Here is an 18659-nt window from a genome sequence, read left to right as displayed (position 1 = left end):
CGATGCAATATCGTCTAAATCAGCCATTGTTGCATATCTTATATTCACAATCATTCCTTCTTTACTATTGCTTTTTATATTTAGTTTTTATTCTTATATTACTATATTTTGCTTAAATACTCTGCCGGAACAGCCTTCGTAAGCCATACTCCATTTACAGATAAGAAAAACTCAAATCCTTCATCTGCCATCTTTCCGGCTGCCACCCTATACACCACAGGCTTTCCATGCCTGCTGCCCAGCCATGTTCATCAAATTTGATTTCTATTGTTTCCGGCTTATGCCGCAAAATGAGACTTAAAAATTTGCTTGTGTCCGTTAATCCCATTGTTATCCCCTTTAGTTTTCTTTTATAGCTTCCTGTAAGGCAGATACTGCACATTATATGCGTATTTCTAATACTTTCTACTCTATCACATACTCATACATTCTAAACTGCCTGTTTCCAACTACCTCATAAAAAATGTTTTCAGTACTTACATATTTAAAGCCAGCTCTGATATATAACTTGTCAGCTAGTGTGTTCTTATCTATTACATCAAGATGAATGGCTTCTATGTTTTCTAACTTAGCATATGATATTAAGTTTTTTACAAATTAAGTAGCAAGACCCATACCGCGGTACTCATATCGCACTGCAAGAGCATGGATTATCCATACATTATTATCTCTTTCATTTACTTTCCACGCTACCCTTTTATACTCTTTATTAGAATTACTGTTAACTATGGCACACGCCTTAATAATTCCTTCATATACCTCAATCAACCCACTCAATCGCCTAAAAATGCTATTATAGTAGGCTTTCCAAATTATAGCAGCTCTCTATAACCCATATTTAATTCTAGCACGCGTAAGCTTTCCAAGCAGTCCATCACCAAAAAGAAATGCACACACAGCCGCTCCGCCCGCATGCATTGCATCATAAGGCGCACCTGTTATGTACAGAAGTTTCAGTGCCTCCCATGATATATTGGCACTGCCTGAATCCGTATATGTGCTGTTCATCATCATGGCTGCAATATTCATAATTCCACCATATATAACAAACACACTTATAAATGTAAATATTGTCACTGTAATGAAATTACACGGTATGCGGCTTCTCATAAGAAGAACTGCCATAATAATTCCAGCAAGTCCGAAAGCATACAACCTCCAGCCAAAAAATGTCTCTCCTGGCTTTGTGGTAAATAAATACACAATATATCCTACAAGCTCCGAGACAACCATACACACAACGGGAACAGCCATAACCGAAAGACCTGTTCTTGCCTGCTTTCTTACAATCTCTTTCTTATCATCAAAGTATCCGACAAGCTCCGGCTTATAAAATGCAATTCCCGCAAGAACACCAAGCAGCCCCCACGCAGCCATTTCCCACGGAGTCCATACCCCCTGCCCCATAAAGAAATTACATACAAATCTTGACAGTACACCTGTAAGAAATCCTGTCTGTGGTCCAAATGCAATCCCTGTTATTATGACAAGTTCTGTACCCGCATGAAGCGGTATCGTATACGCACATATTATATTAGCAACAACTGTAAGAGCTGACATAACTGCAATCATCACAACATGCCTTGCCTTCGGCTTCCTCTTTTCAAATGTAAAGAAAGGAATGGCAATTGCAACAGCCAGTATAATAATGCTTATAAGCATATAATTAACACTCATTATCTATTATCCTCTAAACATCTGTGAATCGTTTCAACAGCTTCATCACATGTTACACAATCTTTGAAAAAATCGGACATAATCCTGTTAGTATCCGTTGTGAAAAATATATTGCCTGCAAAGAAGCTGTGTGAATCTGTGTAACTTTCTATGTTTCTGTCAAATATTAATCCACATTTGTCGGCAAATAATGCACAGAATTCCACATCGTGTGAAACTATCACAATAGTTTTTCCCATATTCTTTAATTCTTCCAGCCATTCACCCATCTTTTTACAGAAGAACGGGTCAATTCCTTTAGTTGGCTCATCAAGCAGAATAATATCCGGTTCATACAGCAGAATCTTTGCAAATGCAAGCCTCTGCTGCTGCCCTCCACTCAAATCATACGGATGCTGCTTTCTCACCCTTAGAAGTCCCGTCCGCTCCAGCATATTCTCAACAAGCACAATTCTCTGTTTTCTGTCCATATTCTTAACAGACGAATTTCTCTTATCCATAACTGCTGATGCTAATTCTTCCTCAACACTTATCTGATTAAGCAATGCCATAGGATTCTGCGGTAGCACTGCACATCTTCCATTCACCTTCACCTTACCTGATATAGGCTTTTTAATTCCTGACATAAGTCTTAAAAGCGTTGTCTTTCCTGCTCCATTACTTCCAAGCAGAGCAGTTATCCTGCCCTTCTCTATATCAAAGCTGATATTTTCAAGTACATTTGCAGAATTCTTAGTGTATCTGAAAAACACATTTTTAACTGAAACCGCTGTATCCCCGGTTTCGTAATGCTTATCCTGTGATACATAAGATTCTCCTTTAATATTAAGACTGGCTATCCATTTCCTGCCCTCTTTAACTGTAAGCGGGCAGTCTGTTTCAAATGTAATATCCTTCTTACAGCCCTCATATATCCTTACAGATGAAGGAAGCCCATAAACAAGCGGATTCTCTGTCTTAACAAGACTTTCTGCTGTCTTTCTAGGAGAACCATTATATATAAGCTTTCCATTCTCAAGCACAAGCACTTTGTCCGCTTTAGAATAGATATCCGCAAGATTGTGTTCAACACACATAATTGTTATTCCAAAATCCTTGTTAAGCTCCAGAACTGTATCTATGAACTTCTTCTTAGCAAGCGGGTCAAGCTGTGCCGTCGGCTCATCAAGCAATAAAACCTCTGGTCTCATAACCATTATGGAAGCTAGATTAAGAAGCTGTTTCTGTCCGCCAGACAATTCCTCTGTATTCTTATCATACCAGCCGGTAATACCGAAATATTCAGACATTTCTGCAACCCTGCGCCTTATGTCTGCATTTGGCACGCCGAGATTTTCAAGCCCAAATGCCAGTTCATGCCATACCTTATCAGTAACAATCTGGTTGTCAGGATTCTGTCCGACATATCCAATCTTAACTGCCGCTTCTGCCTGACTTAAGCTGCTTATCTGTCTGCCGTAATATTCTGCTTTTCCACTAAGTCTCCCCTCTGGAATCATGCTTTTACCAAGCATCTTAAGAAGCGTAGTCTTTCCGCTTCCTGAAGCGCCTATAATCAGCGCAACCTCGCCCTTCTTTATATCAAATGTTATATCTTCAAGTACCAATACATCACTTCCTGCATACCCGAAAGAAAGTGATGAAACATTAATAATTGTGTCTGTCATTATGCAATTACCTTTCGTTATATGAACTTCGTCTCTTATACTGCACATCTCCTATTATCTCTATTATCAATGGAGTTACTGTCAGTATTACAAATGCTGTAACTGCCAGCACTCCTTCTACACCTGATTTCGTATAATATATTACAGGTAGATAATATACTGCAAGCTTCTTTCCTGCTATTGGAATAACAGCCATCACAAAACATACAAGCATTATAATTATCGTAAAGGTATCCTTTAGTGTGAATCTGAATCTGTTAAAGCTTGTCCTTCCTTTAAGTCCATATCCCCTGCTCTCCATAGACATAGAAGTTTCCATTGAGCTTTCAAGTGACCATGTTATAAGAGTTGAAAATTCATTCGCAAAATGTCTGATTTTTTCAAAGATGCCATTCTTATTCTCCACTCCTCGAAGTCCCATCTGTGCGTCATGTATTTGTCTGTATCTCTTTCTCATAAGCGGTATCATTCTTAATATCATAGAAAATATCATGCCAACAGAAGGAATAAAACTTCCGAACAGATACATCATTTTCTCCGAAGAAAGATAACTGGCTGCAACACTGCACCATTGTATGACTGCAATTAATAAAAGACTTATAACTGCGCCGTATATTATATTCTCAAGACATACCATGTTATCGTTAATATAAAACAACGGTGTAACTCCGCTGTGATTAAAAATTGGCTGGATTAACACAGAGAATATAACAACAGGAATTGTTATCATAATATTCTTCTTAATAAAAGAACCACCCTGCATATATATTCCAAGGGCAAGTGAACCTGCATACGAAACCGCCAGTATCACCGGGTTCATTGTGAACATGGTTATCACCAGCACAAGTGCAATGTAGATGAAATTCGTCCACGGATGCATTACTGCAAATGCTGAATATTTAGTTACTTGTCGCCTAACTGGCACACGTATATCCATTTTATTACATCTCCATCTTTTACTGTATACTGATTAGCCGCCATCATAGGCAGAACTCCATTAACTCTGTAAGTCCAGCCACTTTGTGGTCCTACATTCTTCTCTGACAGATTATTAATGCTTGATACATACGACTTATCAGAATTAGCAACTATCGGAATTACAGGATCATGCATTGCTGTAACTGCTGCAAGAACATCATATACAGTAAAGCCTTCAACTGCAGTGTATGTTGTAACTTCAAGTATAGTTCCATCATCAGGGATACGTGATGCAATTGACGGATTAACAGTGTCTTTTCTCGCTGTCGCATTATCGCATCTTATCTCTATAGTACAACTGATTACCTTGCCTGCCGGTCTGGTATTCTGTGAATTATTCCCTGAATCATCATTTCCCGAATTGTTACTTTCTGAAGTATTATTCCCTAAATTGCTGCTTTCTGAATCATTGCCACCTGATACGGCGTTTCCGTTACTCCTGTCTGATTCTCTACCACCTGAACCGGAATTATTATCTGTAACTGTTATATTATCCGTTGAGCCAGAAGCAGAATTGTCATCTGAAACTGTTCCATCACCCGTTCCATCAAAGCTGCCGTTGTCTGTGGCATTGGCATTATCGGTACTGATGGTTTCATCCTGTAATCTATCATTATTATCTGGTCTGTCGGGCTGTGTCTGACCCGAATCTGCCATATTACTGAATTGCTTTCTGTAGGAATCAACAGAACGGATTCTTACATTGGTTATTAAAAATATAACTAAGGCAAGACCTATTAACACAAGACCAATCTTTTTTATATTTCTGTATTTGTTAAACATTCATATTTCTCTTTAATATTTCTTATTGATTTTACTTTGAAATAATAACATATACAGTCAATCTATTCAAACCTTCTTAACAAATTAACATTTTAGGGCATAAAAAAAGCAGCTTACGCTGCGAATGCTTTAAGATAGCTACTTCCATATGAGTACCACCTTTCTACATTCCATGGTCTATAAGTTTACATATCCGGGAACCACAGCCATCCCCGTCTTTTGGCTGTCCCCCTTCAATGCATATTCATAATAACCATTTAATGTAAAAGGTGTAATCATATTCATGTATAATTCTTGTAAAATTCTAACTCCAGTATCCTAGTTCTACGCCTTTCTTGTATACACCAATTCCCTTTGTATAATATCCATAACAGTTAAAATGTGTCCAGTCATATCTTAATTGTTCAGATATATTACCTTTCTTGAAATTCTCAAGGTCATCTGTTGTTGTATCAAGTCCGCAGTCACTTAATCCATTCTGAATCATATATGTTCTCGTATTAAAAAAATGCTCGCCATATGCTTCTCTTAAGGCTGCTTCCCATGCTGTATCACCGATTCCCACATAATTACCGTCTTCTCCATACTCTCCCTGATTAACATCTACAGAATCAGCCGGATCATCCGTATCTCCGAGTACTATATAATATTTGCAGCCGGAATTAAGTATTATATTATCATATTGAAGAATAAGCTGCTGATAATCATTTTCCCAGCCGCCATTACTTCCCATTTCAAGTATTAATATATCTTTCGCACTTCTTTCCTGTGATGCCCTTGTCATTGCCTGTGTTCCGCCAGAAATTGTAACTTTTTCTACGCCTGAAGTTTCTGCTGGTTTTTCTGTTGGCTTCTCCATTGGTTTTTCACCAGATGTTTGTGACTCTGTTTCTTTTATCACTGTGTCATATTCTGTTACTATATCACTCTCTGCTTTTATATCTGCTCCCTGTCTTGAATATGCAGCTGTTTCACTTTCATATATAACAACACTATTATCAGTAGAATTGTCATATGCTGCATATCCCTTTGTAAGTTTAATTTCAACCTGACCATCACCTGTATTTTTAACATCACACAAATAACCATTTATATACATATCACCCGGATAAGGATCATAATCAAATCCATATCCACTATAATTATCTGTTTCAAATACATTTTCATTTTCATCTATAATCTGAGCTATTGCCGAATCAGTTTCACTTATTGTAATATCCCTGTCTATATAAACCTTTGTTCCACCAGCCCTAAAAGTAATCTGACTTGAATTTTCTCCTGACCCTCCAAGATTATGTGTTGGTATATTAGTCAGTTTTTCTATTGTAACAGGTGTAGTCCACCCATATATATCAATTCCATTTACTTTTCCTTCAGTTGCACTTCCTGCTCCGGCCATCATACTATCCCCATAGCATGTTATTTCTCTCTTCTGTCCATCATATGGGATAAACTCGTCCGTAAGCTGCCTTGGCGGAAGTTCAAATGCCTCCTCATTTTCTGTTGATATCTCATTTTCAAAAAATTCTTCAACCACTTCCCTATCTACTACTTCTGCACTCTCTTCCTGCGTTGTATCCTCTTCTGTGGTTCCCTCTTCTGTAGTCTCTTGCACTGTAGTTTCCTGCACCATCATTGTATGCACAGTTGTTTCTTCTACATTTTTCTTTTTTTCATTCTTATTATGTCTTAATTGCACAGCAATTATGGAAACAGTTATTAATGCTATAACTAAGACTGACACTACGCTTATAATTAGATATTTTTTTCTATCTTTAGTACCTAGTCTTAACATGTCTTTCATATAATTTTCTGCCCTTTCTTTAGTTCTATATATTATTATACGAAATGAAGTTTAAATAAGTTTAAAAAATTTTAAAAAAAGAAAAACTTCCGCGAAATTATATCACAGAAGTTTTTCTTTGTATATTATATTAATTATGTTGCATAAACCATGACATCATACATCCGCCATCTGCACCGGCTTCAAGCACTTTTTTAATGTTATCAGGCTTAATTCCTCCAATCGCAAACACTTTTACTGTGGGATTAACAGTATGAGCCGCTCTACTCACTTCTTTAAGAAAACTAAGTCCTGCTCCCATCTTCCCCGGCTTGCACTGTGTCTCAAATATCGTTCCAAGCACAATCTGGTCTGCTCCTGCGCGGACAGCATTCACTGCCTCTTCCATACTGTGACACGATACACTCACACAATCAAGCCTCTTTATCACATCTGCCTGTTCTTCACACATTTGTTTAAAATGTTCCATTGAAAAATGTACATTTCCACAGTCTGCATACTTTGCCGCACTGATATCACTGTGAACAAACATTTTAACAGAAGCTTTCCTGCACATTACCTGTATGTGTCTGGCAAGTTCCCTGTAGTCCTGCCTGTCCATATCCTTTTCACGAAGTATCATGGCATATGGGTGCAGTGCCACACATTTTTCAAGTTGCATAATGTACTCCTCCATGGTACACTCTGCGCCACCGCTGCCGTTCACCAGATGTCTGTTCGTTATACATATATATTTTCTATACATAAATGTATTCATTCACGACTGGCTGAAGCCCGCCATCCTCCATATCCTTATACATTCTGTCAAATGAACGGTTATCATTGATTTCAAACTGTTCATCTCCGGCATCACCATCTTCTTTTCCTGTATATTTAGATTCATGGTCGCCGATTCCTGTTGAAACACCTGCTGAAACTTTAGTGGCACATATCTTGGTTATACCATTTCTAAACTGCGCACTCTCACGACTTGAAACTGTTATTCCAACGAATGGCAGAAATAATCTGTACGCACAAAGCACCTGACACAACTGCTTTTCGCCGACATCTCTTGGATTAATCTTATCATTGTTGATTATCGGACGGAGTCTCGGACAGCTAAGACTCAGTTCTGCATGTGGGTATTTTCTGTTAAGATAATATACATGCAGTGCTGTTGCCAGTGCGTCTTTTCTGAAATCATCAAGTCCTAACAATGCTGAAAAGCCTGCACCTCTCATACCTGCCATAAGTGCTCTTTCCTGTGCATCAAATCTGTATGGCCATACTCTCTTATGACCTAACAAATGTAATGTCTCATACTTTACAGGATTATATGTCTCCTGAAATACTGTTACATAATCAACTCCGCACTCATGAAGATAGCGGTATTCATCCACATTTACAGGATATATCTCTATGCCGATATTCTTGAAATATTTTCTTGCAATCTTAACTGATTCACCAATGTATTCAACGTCTGAATATTTTCTGCTCTCTCCTGTCAGTATCAGGATTTCTTCCATTCCTGTATCTGCAATAACTTTCATCTCATGCTCAATTTCCTCGAATGAAAGTTTCTTTCTATGAATATTATTGTAGCAGTTGAAGCCACAGTATATGCAGTAATTCTGGCAGTAATTAGCTATATAGATAGGTGTAAATATATACACTGTATTGCCAAAATGTTTCTTAGTTTCATTCTCTGCTTTTCTTGCCATCTGCTCTAAATAAGGTGCTGCAGCTGGTGAAAGCAATGCCTTAAAATCTTCAATATTACATGTTTCTTTGCTTAATGCCCTCTCCACATCTGCAGCTGCGTATGAATCATAATCATACTCATCCATTGCCTTTAAGACTTTATCCTTAATATCTGAATCAATTATTTCCATGTCATCAAGATATTTCATGTAATCTGTTCTGAATGACGGATCCTGCTCTAACTTATGTTTTCTCTCTAACGCAGCCGGTGGAAGCTGGTCACTGTCTATAAAATACACCTGATTTTCTTCGTTCATTATTCTGCCTTCTTTTCTATTTTATTTTTTAATACCACAATTCCTCTTGCAGATTGCTCTCCACATTTAACGTAAGAATCCTGTTAATGGGTCAGATGCACTTCCACCTCTTGCAAGAACTCTTCCCATTCCTGTAAGATATGCACTTCTTCCTGCCTCTATAGCCTTCTTAAACGCCTCTGCCATTGCTGGAACATTTCCTGCGGTCGCAATCGCTGTATTAGCCATAACCGCAGCAGCTCCCATCTCCATTGCCTCACATGCCTGCGAAGGCTTGCCAATTCCTGCATCCACGATAATTGGCAGATCAATCTCATCAATAAGTATCTGTATAAATGCTTTGGTTGAAAGTCCGTTATTGCTTCCAATCGGTGAAGCAAGCGGCATAACGCAGGCAGCTCCGGCATTCTGTAAATCTCTTGCCACATTCAGATCAGGATACATGTATGGCATTACAACAAATCCTTCCTTAGCAAGTATTTCTGTTGCTTTCACTGTCTCATAGTTATCTGGGAGAAGATACTTTGCATCATGCATAATCTCAATCTTTACAAAATCTCCACATCCCATCTCACGGCTGAGTCTCGCAATTCTTACCGCTTCCTCTGCATTTCTTGCTCCTGAAGTATTAGGAAGAAGAGTTACTCCCTTCGGTATGAAATCAAGAATATTCTCTTTATTCTCTGTATTGGCACGTCTAAGAGCAAGTGTGATAATTTCAGCACCGCCCTGCTCAACTGCCGCCTTAATAAGATTCACATTGTACTTTCCTGAACCTAATATGAATCTGCTGTTGAACTCATGTCCTCCTAATATTAACTTATCTTCTTTCTTGTCCTGTGCCTTATTTTCCATCTTTGCTTCCTCCTGTTATCTTTTTTATTATGTTTCTGATGACTGTTCTTTTTCTGGCAATACTTCCTGCACCTATAGTCTGTCCTGCCTCTCTTTTATGTTCTCAATCTTGTAATTGCTGATTGAATTTGTCCTCTTACCGCTAGAAAACCTATAAAAAATGTATTTTCTGTCTTTTAGTAGGTTCGCGTCAGCTCTCTTATTTTCAGAAAACCTACTAATCAAACTCTTATAAAGCTTCTTATAGGTCTTTCTTTACTCTCATGTTTTAATACGACCTATAAATACCTTGTTTATCTCGCTTTTATAGGCTGTCAGCTATCACAAAAGCCTACTAAATCTTGATTTTCTCACGCCTTGTAGGTTTCTTAATATTTCCCTGCCAAATATTAACCTACTCAATTTCAAATTCTGTAATTGTAGTAGGTCTTTGCCTATTATTAACCGCTCTGACATTGCTTATAAGCAGCCAGACTCCCTGCTCTCAGACTAAACTCATATTAAAACTGTCCGCCGCCAACAAAATGCAATATCTCAATCACATCTTCATCAGCAATATTAACCTTGTCAAAGTCTTCCCTGTGAATTATTTCCATATTCTTCTCAATCACAATGCCTACAGGGTCATACCCTGCCTCTGTTACATAAGCAAGAAGTGTTTTCCCCACAACCTTTGAAGCTTCAACCTGCTCTCCGTTAATCTGTACCATAGACTCTCCTTTCCCTTCGTTGTTCATTATGGGCATTCGCCGTATAAGCTGGAATTTGTGCAAGCACATTCCAGCTTGCACGGCTCATTGCTTCGCGAGCAGCTCATATGCCAGAATTTCATTCTGGCATTGTCGCGGCGCTCCTTGAGAACCCATATAAAGTTCACAGCTCGTGCAAGCACGACTGTGAACTTTCCATGCCTTCTCTCATCGCTGCTCGCGCAAAAAAGGCAGAACCGCTTTCCAGCTGGTTCTGCCTTTAAAATCATAATATAAACACGCCGGAAATCTTTTATTACCGACGCCTGTTGTATGTTCGCTGACATGATTCATTCATATAATCCTGTCTGCTGGTCTTGAAAAGTGGTGTCCCCAATTCAACGCCTCAATTAATATAACATAAGCTGGCTTAATTTACAACTACCAGCCCTGTATATTAATCTCTGACAGTCTCACTTCTTTGTATTCCTGATTAATATACATTCTTATCTGTTCCACCTCATCATCTGAAAATGACGCAGCTTTTTCATTATAATACACATCGATTGTGTAACTGTCATCTTCGTTACTTTCTGCTGTCACATAGAATTCTGCTGGTCCGAACATTGTTTCAAGTTCTTTTGTGGCTTCACCGCATAAGCTGCCAACATAATTCTCGTCAATATCTACATCATCATGCTCATCATAAGCAAAATCCATCTGTGGATTATAACCTTTTCTCATCACTGGCTGTCCCTCTAAAGAAGTGGCTGCATCTGTTCCAATACCAGACTGTAAAACGTAAGTGCTTTCCTCAACACCTGTGTTACTGATTTTGCTTGCATTACCCTCACACGCGCAAAGAAACGCCACCCATGTACACAAGAATACAACACATAAACATATACGCAAAACAAAAGACATAGAACATAAGCCTCCGTGTTTCATAGCAAATTTCATAACAATCACCTCTGCCTATATTCTATGCCTTTTTTAATATAAATAAAAGTCCCGTTACCGCTCATTCCTCCAGACCTCAACAACCCCTCCGATAAAGCCGGGAATAAGTCCAAAATATCCAACGAATGTAAACATCCATTCCGTTCCTTTGAATGCAAATATGCTTACAACCGCCCACACTACAAAGCCGATTGCACACCATGCAAGGGTGTTAAGAAGAAGAAACAGATATTCATATTTCTTTTCAGTTAAATTAGTATTTTTACAAATGTTCAGAAGCATTTTCATCAAAACCTCCCTTCGTATCAAGAGCAAATATTACCCATTCTGCAATGTTAGTTGCATGGTCTCCTATTCTCTCAAAATACTTGGCAACCATAAGAAGATCTGCAGCCTGCTCACCATTGGCTGAATCTGCCTGTATCATTGCAATAAGGTCATCTCTTACCTTTTCAAAAAGGTCATCTACCACATCATCATATGCTATAACTTTTCTTGCCTTGTCCATGTCTTTCTCAACATAAGCTTCAATACTTCTGATTAACATAAGCATTGTCTCAGAAGCCATCTGGTTGATGTGCTCTAACTTCTTTATGTATGGCTGGTTGGCAAGTTTAATAGTTATCTCGCCGATATCTGCTGCCTGGTCACCAATTCTTTCCATATCAGTAACCATCTTTAAAGCTGCTGTAATTGTTCTTAAATCCTTAGCAACCGGCTGTTGCTGGATAAGAAGATTAAAGCAGATACTCTCAATAGTCTTCTGCTCCCTGTCAATCTCCTCGTCCTGAATCATAACCTTTTTAGCAAGCTCTGCGTCCTGTTTTACAAGCGCATCAACTGCCTTTCGTATAGAATCTTCAATTGCAGAGCCCATCTTCATCATTTCTTTATTAAGTCTGTCAAGCTGTTCGTCAAATTTACTTCTCATCATCCAAACCTTCCTGTGATATAATCTTCTGTCCTCTTATCCTGCGGGTAAGAGAATATCTGCTTAGTATCTCCAAACTCCACCATCTCCCCTACAAGGAAAAATGCTGTCTGATCCGAAACTCTCGTTGCCTGCTGCATGTTATGTGTTACCACGATTACTGTGTATTTCTTCTTTAAGTCTTCCATCAGTTCCTCAATCTTGGCTGTAGATATAGGGTCAAGAGCTGATGTCGGCTCATCCATAAGAAGAACTTCAGGCTGTACCGCAAGAGCTCTTGCTATACAGATTCTTTGCTGCTGTCCGCCTGAAAGACCCATGGCCGATTTTTTCAATCTGTCCTTAACCTCATCAAATATAGCTGCTCCACGGAGACTCTCCTCGACTATCTGGTCAAGTCTTTTCTTATCTCTTATTCCATGAACTCTTGGGCCATAAGCGATGTTATCGTATATGCTCATAGGAAAAGGATTAGGCTGCTGGAATACCATTCCAACCTTCTTTCGAAGGATTGTAGTATCAACTGATGGATCATATATATCCTCACCATCAAGAAGCACCTTGCCATCTATTCTTACACCGTCAACCAAGTCGTTCATACGGTTTAATGTCTTTAAAAATGTTGATTTACCACAGCCAGATGGTCCGATAAATGCTGTCACTGCATTTTCCTGTATATCCATGTTCACATCCTTAAGGGCATGATTTTCACCGTAATACAGGTTCAGATTTTCAACTTTAACTTTAATCTTATTACTCATATATTCCTCCCAATTAGTGCTTTTCGAGCTTCTTAGCGAGCCTCTTTGTACCAAAATTAATAAGAAGTACAATTACAAGAAGTACAACCGCTATGCCGAATGCCACCTCAAATTCACCCTTGCTTGCGCTTAAATAAAGCTGGATTGTAAGTGTTCCGCCCGAATGAAATATTTTCTCAAGAAATGCATCGAAAGTCTTTGGAAGAAGATGTGCACTTCCTGCTGTAAAAAGCAATGCTGCTGATTCACCAATAATTCTTCCTATTGCAAGGATTACTCCTGTTACAATTCCAGGCATTGCTGACGGAAGAAGAATTGTTCTGATTGTGTACCATTTACCTGCGCCTAAACCTACCGCTCCTGTTCTGAAACTGTCAGGTACAGTCTTTAACGCTTCCTGTGTATTTCTCGTAACAAGCGGAAGCACCATTAATGTAAGTGTAAGAGAACCTGTCAGAAGTGAATATCCCATGTGACATAACTGTCCGAAGAAAAGCATTCCAAACAAGCCAAATATAATTGATGGAATTCCTGCAAGTGTCTCTGTTGCAAATATTATAACTGTAACAAGCTTTCCCGGTTTGGCGTACTCATTTAAATAAATAGCAGCACCTACACCGATTGGCGTTGTAATTATCATAGTAAGTAATATTATTATCAATGTGTTCAGAATATTACCGGCAATTCCCACAGTTCCGTGAAGAATTGATGTAACACCTGTAAGAAATGCCCAGTTTACACGCCTTGCGCCCTTTGCGAACACATATATAATAATTCCTAAAAGCAGGAGAACTGAAAATGCTGCACACACATATATCGCTGAGTATACTGCAATCTCTTCCGTATGCCTTTTTTTAGCTTTAAGATTATCCATTTGCTTTCTCCCCTTTCTTCTGCATTAAAGTAATTATCAGGTTAATAATCATTATGAAAATGTAAAGAACAAGTCCTACTGTGAAAAGAACCTGTCTGTGTACTCCATCTGCGTAACTCATCTCACTTACAATCTGTGTTGTAAGAAATCTGACTGAGTTGAATGGAAGCGGCAGATTTACTGAACCACCGGCTACCAGATTAATAGCCATTGCCTCACCTAAGGCTCTTCCTATACCTAAAACGATTCCTGTTATAATTCCTGACTTGGCTGCCGGAACTACAACCTTGAATATTGTCTGTATCTTAGTTGCACCAAGAGCAAGCGATGTTGCTCTTAAATTCATTGGAACTGCCCTGATTGCTGACGCGCTCATATTGATAACTGTTGGAAGTATCATAATTGCAAGCACCAGCACTGCAGCCAGGAGGTTGGCTCCTCCTGTGTACTGATGTGTTGTGGAATTCGCGAATACATGCTTTTCTAATTTATAAAGGAGGGGGTTTAATAGCATTAATCCGAGAAGTCCGTATATAACAGAAGGAATTGCTGCAAGCAGTTCAACTGCCGGCTGAACTACTGCTGCAAGTTTTTTTCCTGCTATCTCTGTCAAAAAAACTGCTGTTAATAATCCAATTGGAACTCCGATAAGAATCGCAAGTGTTGTTCCTACTATTGATGAAAGAATTATGTATACAATTCCATATGCAGGCGGTGTAGCAGTTGGCGCCCATACTGTTTTAAAGAGCAAGTCTGCTATTCCGACACTTTTAAGACTCTCTGTTCCTTTTATAAACATATAGATGGTAATGGAGCAGACTGCCAGGATAGCTACTACCGCACATATAAGGAATATAAACCGTGCCACGCTTTCACTTGCATGCTTTGACTTTTTATTACCCTTTAACGAACTGTTTGCTGTTGCCTTAACAGCTTCTGGCGTTTTATTTATTTTATTCATACCAACATTTATAACCTCATCCATGTCAATCTCTCCATTCAGAATCTATATTAACCGCGGCTTACTCTGGGAGGATTAAGCCTACACCCTTGATAACCTTCTTGCCTGCGTCAGACTTTACGAAGTTGAACCATGTCTGAACAAGTTCACTCTGTGATGAAACAGAACCCTTAGTAGCCATTACAAACGGTCTTGAAAGTGTATACTTACCAGCCTTAATGTTATCCTCTGTTGCATCTACACCATCAAGCTTTAAAGCTGCAACTGTCTTATCAACTACATCTAATGAAACATATCCGATTGCACCTGGAGTTGCTGCTACCTTGGCAAGTACAGCGCCTGTACTGTCAAGTTCCTGTGCATATGCACATTTATTCTTAACTTCAAGAAGTTCCTCAAATGCTCCTCTTGTACCAGAAGCTGCCTCTCTGCCGATTACTACGATAGCTTCGTCTGAACCGCCAAGGTCCTTCCAGTTAGTAATCTTTCCTGTGTAGATATCTGTAAGCTGCTGCTTTGTTACATTAGTAACCTTGTTGTTCTTATCAGTAATCATTGCGATACCATCAATTGCTACGATATTCTCCTCAATACCTGCTGACTTTTCTTTATCTGATAAAGCTCTTGAAGCGTTACCAATATCAACTGCTCCGGATGTTACTGACTCGATACCTGCGCCTGAACCTGTATATTCTGTTGTTACTGTTACATTAGGATATTCTTCCATGAATGCTTCCATGAGAGCGCCGCACATCTTTTCCATTGATGTACTTCCTGCTAACTGAATCTTTCCTGAAAGCTCCTTAGTTGTGCCTCCGTTTGCTGAGCCATCTCCATTTGATGATGTACCTGTTCCACAGCCTGCTAATGCTGCAAGACCTAATGTTGCTGTTAATGCAACTGTAAGTAACTTTTTAATTCCTTTTCTCATAACTTTCGTTACCTTCCTCTTTTTTTATTTGCAAGCATTAACAGAAGATTTTCATAGGGGCTTGAATCAGTTTCCTGACCGAATGATATGTGAGTCGTCTCAAAAAAGAAAACCCTCTGCATCTGCTTGCAGAGGGTATGTTATCAATGTTATGTAAAATGCATAATCTCACGTTCGTAAAGTTTTTGTAAAATGTATGTGATTGATTATTTTATTTAGACATACAGCAGTATCTGTATCATCCTTAAAATCGTGCCGTTTTTCATAATTTCTTCATGATTACCATTGAGAATATTGATGTATAATATATTTTATAAATTATATTGACATATACTTTTCATATTGTTATTATATATTACACATTGATGCATCATTTTATATTTTAACTATATCTCACATATGAAACATTTAAGAAAGGCGACATATGAATAATAACAACCGCACTACTCACCAGAAAGATGTCTCTCTTAAGACTTTCTGGCGCGATAATGAACATTTTGCAGACCTTTTCAATGCTACTGTCTTTAATGGCAGGCAGGTGCTTAAGCCTGATAAGCTTACTGAGATGGACACTGATGTTTCTGCTACTATCCAGTCTAAGAATTACAATGAATCTATTACCAGAAACAGAGATGTTGTAAAGAAGATGTCAGACGGCGTAGAGTTTAATATTCTCGGTCTTGAGATTCAGGATAAGACACATTATGCCATGCCTTTGCGAACCATGACCTATGACGCACTCGGCTACATAAAGGAATACAACGACATCAAGAAACAGCATAAGCTAAATAAGGATTCTTTCAGCTCTCCTGAAGAATTCTTATCTGGAATTGACAAATCTGACCGCTTCCACCCTATCATCACGCTCGTTTTATACTATGGTGATTCATTATGGGACGGCCCATCATGCCTCTCTGACATGATGGTTTCCATGCCTGATAATATCAAAACTTACTTCTCCGACTATAAGTTAAATCTGGTTCAGATACTTGATTCTGATAAGTATACATTTTATAATGAAGATGTAAGAAATGTGTTTAATATTATAAGGAACATATATAACGATGATTTCGATTCAATATATCGTGAATATGAATCCCGCAATGTAGATATTGATGTAATGGAACTGATATGTAGCATAACCTCAGTTCCAAAGCTTATGGACTTATGTATAGATAATGAACAAGGAGGGACTGTTAATATGTGTGAAGCAATGAAACGATTTCAGGCTGAATGTGAAAGCAAAGGCAGAAATGAGGGTATTGAACTTGGCATAGACACTGAAAAAGTCAATTCAATAATTTCCATGCTAGAATTCGGAATAACTAAAGAACAGATATTAACTAAATATACCAAAGAAGATTTAGAAAGAGCAGAAGCTGCTATCGCTAATAATAACTAATATTAAACAGGCTGTGCCTTAACGATTATATGTGTTAAGACACAGCCCTTTTATCTCAAAGTCTTTCTGAATATTATTATAAAATACACCGTTCCTATAATAGATGTAAATGCCCACGCACTCGCATACACAAGATAGAGTGACATCAGTGTATGTATACTTGCAAATATTGTACACACCCATATGATTCTAAATACAACAGAACCCATTATAACTATTATTGTAGGTATAACGCTTCTGCCAAGTCCTCTTGCTCCCGCTGCCGCATTATCCATAAATGCGGATACAAAATAAGAGCATCCCATTATTCCCAGTCTTATTGAGCCGTAATGCAGCACATCCGGATCACTTGTAAACAGACTAAGAAACTGTGTCCTGAAAACTACAAGCAATGCACCAAGCACTGCTCCTATAATAAATGAATACATCTGTGTAACAAGATATGCTTTCCTAATCCTGTCACGCTTTCTTGCTCCTAGATTCTGCGCTATAAAGCTTGTACATGCAGTATAGAATGCCGCCATCATATCATACACAATGTTATCAGCATTAGCCGCAGCCGAATTGCCCTCAACAACTACATGGTCAAATGAATTAACTGCCGTCTGTATGTACAGATTGGCAACTGCAAAAAGTGAATACTGTACTGCTGCAGGCAATCCAATCTTTAACACTCTCGCTGCTATATGCGAATCCATTCCTATATTTGTTATATAAAGTCCGTAATCCTTGCCACAGCCAAACAGGAATTTAAGTATCAGAAATGCTGATATATACTGTGATATTATACTTGCCAGTGCAACACCGACAACTCCAAGCCTGCATACTATTACAAAGAACAGATTAAGTACCACATTAATTATCCCCGCTGTAATAAGATACATAAGTGGCCTTTTGGTATCTCCAACTGCACTTAACACTGCGTTACCATAGTTATACATGGCAAGTGCCGGTGAACCAAGAAGATATATTGTAAGATATATAACTGCACCATCTATCAGTTCTTTCTTAGTTCCTATAAGATTCAGCACCGGTCTTGAAAGGAACAGTCCAGACAAAAGCAGCAGCAGTCCCGCAATCATGCATATTACAATTGAAGTGTGGACTGCTTTCTTTACATTTGCACTATTCTTAGCCCCCACAAACAGCGCGACTACAGCGTTGACACCACCTGCTAGTCCTAGCAGGATGCCGGTTGTCAATGTAATAATTATACTCGTTGAACCTACCGCACCAAGTGCCAGTGGTCCTACAAATTTACCAACTACCGCCACATCACACAGGTTGAACATAACCTGCAGTACATTTGACAACATAAGCGGCACTGAATACATTAATATTTTCTTTGGCAGGGAACCTGTCGTCATATCTATTTCATTTGATTTCATA

Annotated in this window: 20 protein-coding genes; 1 reads left to right on the top strand and 19 read right to left on the bottom strand. The window is 38.6% G+C overall.

The window, feature by feature from the left end; translation table 11 throughout:
- Window positions 1–154: 154 nt before the first annotated feature.
- From GKE48_RS13870 to GKE48_RS13785, 18 genes are all read right to left on the bottom strand, one after another.
- Window positions 155–328, bottom strand: coding sequence for an RNA 2'-phosphotransferase (locus GKE48_RS13870; protein WP_243138516.1), 174 nt, complete (start codon window positions 326–328; stop codon window positions 155–157).
- A 269-nt stretch (window positions 329–597) separates the two neighbouring features.
- Window positions 598–777 carry a hypothetical protein gene (locus tag GKE48_RS13865; RefSeq protein ID WP_173016953.1) on the bottom strand — a complete coding sequence of 60 codons (180 nt, stop codon included), beginning with the start codon at window positions 775–777 and terminating at the stop codon, window positions 598–600.
- 48 nt (window positions 778–825) lie between these two features.
- On the bottom strand, window positions 826–1677 hold the full coding sequence (locus tag GKE48_RS13860) for an ECF transporter S component (protein WP_022098813.1): 852 nt from the start codon (window positions 1675–1677) through the stop codon (window positions 826–828).
- Window positions 1677–3344, bottom strand: coding sequence for an ABC transporter ATP-binding protein (locus tag GKE48_RS13855; RefSeq protein ID WP_022098814.1), 1668 nt, complete (start codon window positions 3342–3344; stop codon window positions 1677–1679). The genes GKE48_RS13860 and GKE48_RS13855 overlap by 1 nt, the downstream gene beginning before the upstream one ends.
- Window positions 3345–3351: 7 nt before the next feature.
- A complete protein-coding gene (locus GKE48_RS13850; RefSeq protein WP_173016952.1) occupies window positions 3352–4269 on the bottom strand; it encodes an energy-coupling factor transporter transmembrane component T in 918 nt (305 codons plus the stop codon).
- Entirely contained in the window at window positions 4248–5105 is an 858-nt protein-coding gene (locus GKE48_RS13845) for a DUF4430 domain-containing protein (RefSeq protein ID WP_022098816.1), read from the bottom strand. Before GKE48_RS13845 ends, GKE48_RS13850 begins: the two co-directional genes overlap by 22 nt.
- A gap of 304 nt (window positions 5106–5409) precedes the next feature.
- Window positions 5410–6909: a hypothetical protein gene (locus GKE48_RS14880; protein WP_055288149.1), complete on the bottom strand. Its 1500-nt coding sequence runs from the start codon at window positions 6907–6909 to the stop codon at window positions 5410–5412.
- Between the two features lie 130 nt (window positions 6910–7039).
- Entirely contained in the window at window positions 7040–7585 is a 546-nt protein-coding gene (locus GKE48_RS13835) for a thiamine phosphate synthase (RefSeq protein WP_278320319.1), read from the bottom strand.
- 61 nt (window positions 7586–7646) lie between these two features.
- A complete protein-coding gene (gene thiH / locus GKE48_RS13830) occupies window positions 7647–8906 on the bottom strand; it encodes a 2-iminoacetate synthase ThiH (RefSeq protein ID WP_022098819.1) in 1260 nt (419 codons plus the stop codon).
- A 66-nt stretch (window positions 8907–8972) separates the two neighbouring features.
- Window positions 8973–9761, bottom strand: coding sequence for a thiazole synthase (locus tag GKE48_RS13825; RefSeq protein WP_012738727.1), 789 nt, complete (start codon window positions 9759–9761; stop codon window positions 8973–8975).
- Window positions 9762–10261: 500 nt separating this feature from the next.
- The gene (gene thiS, locus GKE48_RS13820; protein ID WP_022098820.1) at window positions 10262–10471 is read right to left on the bottom strand and encodes a sulfur carrier protein ThiS; all 210 of its coding nucleotides are present in this window, start codon (window positions 10469–10471) and stop codon (window positions 10262–10264) included.
- Window positions 10472–10891: 420 nt separating this feature from the next.
- Window positions 10892–11374, bottom strand: coding sequence for a hypothetical protein (locus GKE48_RS13815; protein WP_147604250.1), 483 nt, complete (start codon window positions 11372–11374; stop codon window positions 10892–10894).
- 90 nt (window positions 11375–11464) lie between these two features.
- A complete protein-coding gene (locus tag GKE48_RS13810) occupies window positions 11465–11698 on the bottom strand; it encodes a hypothetical protein (protein WP_022098822.1) in 234 nt (77 codons plus the stop codon).
- A complete protein-coding gene (gene phoU, locus GKE48_RS13805) occupies window positions 11673–12341 on the bottom strand; it encodes a phosphate signaling complex protein PhoU (RefSeq protein WP_055288155.1) in 669 nt (222 codons plus the stop codon). Before phoU ends, GKE48_RS13810 begins: the two co-directional genes overlap by 26 nt.
- The gene (gene pstB / locus GKE48_RS13800; protein WP_022098824.1) at window positions 12341–13102 is read right to left on the bottom strand and encodes a phosphate ABC transporter ATP-binding protein PstB; all 762 of its coding nucleotides are present in this window, start codon (window positions 13100–13102) and stop codon (window positions 12341–12343) included. The genes phoU and pstB overlap by 1 nt, the downstream gene beginning before the upstream one ends.
- Before the next feature lie 13 nt (window positions 13103–13115).
- Complete coding sequence (gene pstA / locus GKE48_RS13795; RefSeq protein WP_154301344.1) at window positions 13116–13976, bottom strand: phosphate ABC transporter permease PstA; 861 nt, start codon at window positions 13974–13976, stop codon at window positions 13116–13118.
- The gene (gene pstC, locus GKE48_RS13790) at window positions 13969–14937 is read right to left on the bottom strand and encodes a phosphate ABC transporter permease subunit PstC (RefSeq protein WP_154301347.1); all 969 of its coding nucleotides are present in this window, start codon (window positions 14935–14937) and stop codon (window positions 13969–13971) included. Before pstC ends, pstA begins: the two co-directional genes overlap by 8 nt.
- A gap of 61 nt (window positions 14938–14998) precedes the next feature.
- Entirely contained in the window at window positions 14999–15868 is an 870-nt protein-coding gene (locus GKE48_RS13785) for a phosphate ABC transporter substrate-binding protein (RefSeq protein ID WP_022098827.1), read from the bottom strand.
- Between the two features lie 424 nt (window positions 15869–16292).
- Here GKE48_RS13785 and GKE48_RS13780 point away from each other — a divergent pair, with 424 nt between their 5' ends.
- Complete coding sequence (locus tag GKE48_RS13780) at window positions 16293–17270, top strand: hypothetical protein (protein WP_055216833.1); 978 nt, start codon at window positions 16293–16295, stop codon at window positions 17268–17270.
- Window positions 17271–17320: 50 nt separating this feature from the next.
- On the opposite strand, the gene GKE48_RS13775 is transcribed toward GKE48_RS13780, so the two are convergent.
- On the bottom strand, window positions 17321–18658 hold the full coding sequence (locus GKE48_RS13775; protein WP_154301343.1) for an MATE family efflux transporter: 1338 nt from the start codon (window positions 18656–18658) through the stop codon (window positions 17321–17323).
- Between the last annotated feature and the right edge of the window lies 1 nt (window position 18659).

It is taken from the genome of Lachnospira eligens (genome assembly GCF_009680455.1).
Classification (GTDB): domain Bacteria; phylum Bacillota; class Clostridia; order Lachnospirales; family Lachnospiraceae; genus Lachnospira; species Lachnospira eligens_A.
This window is presented reverse-complemented; position numbering and strand designations above follow the sequence as displayed.

Excerpts from the sequence above, each read along its gene's own strand:
- pstC (WP_154301347.1), bottom strand. The coding sequence starts at position 14,937 with ATGAATAAAATAAATAAAACGCCAGAAGCTGTTAAGGCAACAGCAAAC.
- thiS (WP_022098820.1), bottom strand. The coding sequence starts at position 10,471 with ATGGTACAGATTAACGGAGAGCAGGTTGAAGCTTCAAAGGTTGTGGGG.
- pstA (WP_154301344.1), bottom strand. The coding sequence starts at position 13,976 with ATGGATAATCTTAAAGCTAAAAAAAGGCATACGGAAGAGATTGCAGTA.
- GKE48_RS13855 (WP_022098814.1), bottom strand. The coding sequence starts at position 3,344 with ATGACAGACACAATTATTAATGTTTCATCACTTTCTTTCGGGTATGCA.
- thiH (WP_022098819.1), bottom strand. The coding sequence starts at position 8,906 with ATGAACGAAGAAAATCAGGTGTATTTTATAGACAGTGACCAGCTTCCA.
- GKE48_RS13775 (WP_154301343.1), bottom strand. The coding sequence starts at position 18,658 with ATGAAATCAAATGAAATAGATATGACGACAGGTTCCCTGCCAAAGAAA.
- pstB (WP_022098824.1), bottom strand. The coding sequence starts at position 13,102 with ATGAGTAATAAGATTAAAGTTAAAGTTGAAAATCTGAACCTGTATTAC.
- GKE48_RS13860 (WP_022098813.1), bottom strand. The coding sequence starts at position 1,677 with ATGAGTGTTAATTATATGCTTATAAGCATTATTATACTGGCTGTTGCA.
- GKE48_RS13815 (WP_147604250.1), bottom strand. The coding sequence starts at position 11,374 with ATGTCTTTTGTTTTGCGTATATGTTTATGTGTTGTATTCTTGTGTACA.
- GKE48_RS13780 (WP_055216833.1), top strand. The coding sequence starts at position 16,293 with ATGAATAATAACAACCGCACTACTCACCAGAAAGATGTCTCTCTTAAG.
- GKE48_RS13810 (WP_022098822.1), bottom strand. The coding sequence starts at position 11,698 with ATGAAAATGCTTCTGAACATTTGTAAAAATACTAATTTAACTGAAAAG.
- GKE48_RS14880 (WP_055288149.1), bottom strand. The coding sequence starts at position 6,909 with ATGAAAGACATGTTAAGACTAGGTACTAAAGATAGAAAAAAATATCTA.
- GKE48_RS13870 (WP_243138516.1), bottom strand. The coding sequence starts at position 328 with ATGGGATTAACGGACACAAGCAAATTTTTAAGTCTCATTTTGCGGCAT.
- phoU (WP_055288155.1), bottom strand. The coding sequence starts at position 12,341 with ATGAGAAGTAAATTTGACGAACAGCTTGACAGACTTAATAAAGAAATG.
- GKE48_RS13825 (WP_012738727.1), bottom strand. The coding sequence starts at position 9,761 with ATGGAAAATAAGGCACAGGACAAGAAAGAAGATAAGTTAATATTAGGA.
- GKE48_RS13785 (WP_022098827.1), bottom strand. The coding sequence starts at position 15,868 with ATGAGAAAAGGAATTAAAAAGTTACTTACAGTTGCATTAACAGCAACA.
- GKE48_RS13845 (WP_022098816.1), bottom strand. The coding sequence starts at position 5,105 with ATGTTTAACAAATACAGAAATATAAAAAAGATTGGTCTTGTGTTAATA.
- GKE48_RS13835 (WP_278320319.1), bottom strand. The coding sequence starts at position 7,585 with ATGGAGGAGTACATTATGCAACTTGAAAAATGTGTGGCACTGCACCCA.